General features: G+C 73.7%; 3 protein-coding genes. 2 read left to right on the top strand and 1 reads right to left on the bottom strand.

Features of this window, described 5'->3' with window-relative positions:
• Both AC1DQF_RS21200 and AC1DQF_RS21195 read left to right on the top strand, forming a co-directional pair.
• Positions 1-1256 (top strand): lactate utilization protein B (locus AC1DQF_RS21200; RefSeq protein WP_477527205.1); only part of this gene is annotated, 1256 nt, incomplete at its 5' end.
• On the top strand, positions 1253-1858 hold the full coding sequence (locus AC1DQF_RS21195) for a LutC/YkgG family protein (protein WP_477527204.1): 606 nt from the start codon (positions 1253-1255) through the stop codon (positions 1856-1858). The genes AC1DQF_RS21200 and AC1DQF_RS21195, both read left to right, overlap by 4 nt.
• On the opposite strand, the gene AC1DQF_RS21190 is transcribed toward AC1DQF_RS21195, so the two are convergent.
• Positions 1851-4343: sensor domain-containing protein (locus tag AC1DQF_RS21190; protein WP_477527203.1), on the bottom strand; the 2493-nt coding region annotated here is incomplete at its 5' end. The genes AC1DQF_RS21195 and AC1DQF_RS21190 overlap by 8 nt on opposite strands.

Raw genomic sequence — 4343 nt, 5'->3', positions numbered from 1 at the left:
AGGTCGCGCTGGTCGCGGGCGGAGCGACCGTCCACTGGGCGCGCGACGCCGCCGAGGCGTGCGCCATCGTCGCTCGCGTCACCCACGACCACGGCGCCGACGAGGTGGTCAAGGTCAAGTCGATGGCGACCGCCGAGATCGGGCTCAACGAGGCGCTCGAGGCCGAGGGCATCGCCGCGTGGGAGACCGACCTGGCCGAGCTCATCGTGCAGCTCGGCGACGACCTGCCCTCGCACATCCTGGTGCCGGCCATCCACCGCAACCGCGCCGAGATCCGCGAGATCTTCCGTCGCCGGATGGCCGACGTCGGGCGGCCCGCCCCCGACGACCTGACCGACGAGCCCGCCGTCCTCGCGGCGGCCGCGCGTGCCCACCTGCGGGAGAAGTTCCTGCGGGCGAAGGTCGCCGTCTCGGGCGCCAACTTCGCCGTCGCCGAGACCGGCACCCTGGTGGTCGTCGAGTCCGAGGGCAACGGCCGGATGTGCCTGACCCTGCCCGAGGTCCTCATCAGCGTCGTCGGCATCGAGAAGGTCGTGCCGACCTGGCGCGACCTCGACCCGCTGCTGCGACTGCTGCCGCGCTCGTCGACCGGCGAGCGGATGAACCCCTACACCTCCACGTGGACCGGCGTCACGCCCGGCGACGGCCCGCAGGAGGTGCACGTCGTCCTGCTGGACAACGGCCGCACCCGCGCGCTCGCCGACGACGTCGGGCGCCAGGCGCTGCGGTGCATCCGCTGCTCGGCCTGCCTCAACGTCTGCCCGGTCTACGAGCGGGTCGGCGGTCACGCCTACGGCTCGGTCTACCCCGGACCGATCGGCGCGATCCTCAACCCGCTGCTGCGCGGAGTCTCGGACGAGCAGACCGCCTCGTTGCCGTACGCGTCGTCCTTGTGCGGCGCCTGCTTCGAGGTCTGCCCGGTCCGCATCGACATCCCGTCCGTGCTCGTCGACCTGCGCGCCCAGGTCGTCGACAGCCACCGCGGCGACGCCGTGCCCAAGGCCGAGGCCGTCGCGATGAAGGCCACCGCGTGGGCCTTCAGCGACGCCCGCCGCCTGCGGTGGGCGCACCGCGCCTCCGGAGGCGCCGGACGCGTGCTCGACCGCCTCGGTCGTACGACGCTCCCCGGCGGTCGCCGGGCGGCCGGCAGGTTGCCGGGTCCCGGTGCCGCCTGGACCTCCGCGCGCGACCTGCCCGCGCCACCCCCGGAGTCGTTCCGCGCCTGGTGGCAGCGCACCGACGGAGGACGACGATGAGCAGCGCCCGCGACGAGATCCTGGCCGCGGTCCGCGCCGCCCTCGACGGGGTGGAGCCCGCCGGCCCGCTGCCGGCCGCCCCGACGGTACGACCGGTTGACGACCTGGTCGGTCTCTTCGTCGAGCGGGTCGAGGACTACCGCGCCGTGGTGACGCGCTGCCGTGCCGACGAGGTGGCGTCCACGGTGGCCGCGGCGCTGGCCGGCGGCCGTGCCGTCGTACCACCGGGGCTCGAACTGGACGTGACGGGCTCGGTGGTCGACGACGACCTGTCCGCCGCCGAGCTGGACGCGCTCGACGCCGTGGTGACGGCCGCGCGGGTCGGCATCGCCGAGACCGGCACCATCGTGCTGGACCACGCACCCGACCAGGGCCGCCGGGCCATCAGCCTGGTGCCCGACCTGCACGTGTGCGTGGTGCGCGCCGACCAGGTGGTCGCCGACGTCCCTGACGCGGTGGCGCTGCTGGACCCGGCGCGCCCCCTGACCTGGATCAGTGGGCCGAGCGCCACCAGCGACATCGAGCTCGACCGGGTCGAGGGCGTCCACGGGCCCCGAACGCTGCACGTCGTGCTGGTGGAGGGACCGGCGGCCCTCACCTGAGGTCGACGGACGCCTCCAGCAGGGCGACGAAGCGCTCCTCCGGCATCGGCGCCCCGGGCAGGTAGCCCTGCGCGAAGTCGACACCCTCGACCCGGACGACCTGCATGATCCGCTCGTCGGAGACGAACTCGGCGACGGTCTGCTTGCCGAGGTCGCGGGCGATGCCCACGATCGAGCGCAGGATCGTGCGGTCGACGTCCGACTCGTGGCAGTGGGAGATGAACTGCCCGTCGATCTTCACGTAGTCGAACAGCAGGTGCTTGAGGTAGGAGAACGAGCCGAACCCGGCCCCGAAGTCGTCGAGGGCGAACTTGCAGCCCAGCGCCGACATCCGCTCCGCGAACTCGCGGGCGCCGACGAGGTCGGCCACGGCCGCCGTCTCGGTGACCTCGAGGATGAGGGCGTCGGGATCGACCTGGTGACGCTCCAGCGACTGCCGGATCGTGTCCTCGATGTCGGCCCGGCCGATCGAGTGCCCGGAGAGGTTGACCTCCAGGCGCAGGTCGGGACGGGTACGTCGCAGGCGGGCGAGCATGGCCACGGAGTGCTCCACGACCCAGGCGTCGACCTGGGGCATGAGGCCCACCGTCTCGGCCACGGGCAGGAAGTGGACGGGAGGCACGATCTCCCCGTCGAGGCGCATCCGGATCAGCACCTCGGCGGCGGTCACGTCGCCGGTGGCGAGCTCGACGATCGGCTGGAGGTGGAGCTCGAACCCGTCGTGGGCCAGGGCGTCCTCGATCCGCGCCTGCCACTCCAGCCGGGCGCCCGACAGGGGCTGGCACGCGCCGCCCTCCTCGAGCGCGGCCGACCGGTCCCGCCCGGCCTCCTTCGCGTCGTACATCACCAGGTCGGCGAGGGCGAGGGCATCGAGCTCGTGGTCGGCGGCGCCCGCGAAGGTCACCACGCCGACGCTGGCCGTCACCCGGCGTCGCGCTCCGTCGAGGCCCGAGGTGTGGTCGCGGATGCGCTGGACCACGGCAGCGGCCACCACGTCGGCCTCGGCGCGGTCGGCCTCGGGGAGCAGGATCGCGAACTCGTCGCCGCCCAGCCGCGCCACGGTGTCGGTGGCCCGCAGCCCTTCGCGCAGCACGGAGGCGACGTCGACGAGCAGGTCGTCCCCGGCGGCGTGGCCCAAGGTGTCGTTGACCTGCTTGAAGTGGTCGAGGTCGAGCAGCAGCAGCGCACCGCGCTGGCCGTAGCGCTGGCAGTGCTCGACGTGCTGCTGCAGCGACTCGTCGAAGGCACGCCGGTTGGGGAGCCCCGTCAGGACGTCGTGGTGGGCGAGGTGCGCGAGGGTGGCCTCGTAGCGACGACGCTCGGACATGTCGAGGACGTTGACCAGCACCAGGTCGTCGTTCGGCTCGTCGTGGGACAGGAGCCGGCCGCTGAGGAGCACGTGGACGATGTCGCCGGAACGGTCCAGGACGTCGAGGTCGGCCTCCACGGCCTCGCCCGCGGCGGCGAGCACCCGGGAGAAGTAGTGCTCGACGGCGTGCGCCTCGCCGAGCGTGGCGAGGTCCGGCAGCCCGGATCCGACCAGGTGGTCGGTGCTCCGGCGGAGCAGCCGTRCCACGGCCTCGTTGGCCCGCACCACCCGACCGCTCCGGTCCAGCGCCAGCACGCCATGCGGCGCATCGGCGATGAGCCGTTCGGTCCGCTCCGTGGCCAGGACCAACGCGGCCTCGCGGGCGCGCTCGGCGCTCACGTCGCGGGCCAGGATCATGGCCCGTCGGCCGGAGTCACCGCCGGGGAGGGCGGTGACGAAGACCTCGTGGTGGGCTCCGGTGGCGGCGGACGACACCTCGGCCGTCCCGGACACCCCGACGAGCGCCCCGTCGACGAGGGGGCCGAGGACGCGCATGTTGTCGGGGTTGGAGACCTCGGCGAGCACGCGGCCCTCCGATTCGCGCAGGCCCTGCCGCATCGCGCCGCCACCGGCGACCAGCCGGATGCGCTGCTCCTCGTCGACCAGGAGCACCGTGGTGTCCGGCAGGTGCTCCACCAGGACCCGCCACTGCGTCTCGGACAGGGCGAGGGCACGCTCGGCCCGGAACGCCTCGGTGACGTCGACGCCGACCCCGAGGTAGCCGGTGACCTCGCCCGCGGCGTCGTGCAGCTCGGTGATCACGAGTCGGACGTAGCGGTGGCCGCCGTCGGCGCGGACGTAGGTCCACACGCGGCTGGGGGCGCCGGCGAGCGCCACGAAGACGTCGAAGCCGGGTTCGACACCCAGCTCGTTCGCCACCTCCGCGACCTCGGCCTCGTCGTGGAAGGTCGCCGGCGTCGCCCGGCCGACCAGGTCGGCGGCAGACCAGCCGAGGAGCTCCTCGGACCCGGTGCTGAAGGAGCGGATCGTCCCGTCGACGTCGGTCGAGATCATGCTGGTCAGGCTGGCCCCGCGCAGGATGTCGTCCCGCTCGGCCGAGGCCTCGGCGACCCGCTGGGTCTCCGTGGCCAGCTGGCGCACGAGCCGGTGCACGAC

The sequence above is a fragment of the Nocardioides sp. P4_G4 genome, from assembly GCF_056401085.1.
Note: the sequence above shows the minus strand (reverse complement) of the source record. Positions and strands in the feature narration are given on the sequence as shown.

Excerpts from the sequence above, each read along its gene's own strand:
- AC1DQF_RS21195 (WP_477527204.1), top strand. The coding sequence starts at position 1,253 with ATGAGCAGCGCCCGCGACGAGATCCTGGCCGCGGTCCGCGCCGCCCTC.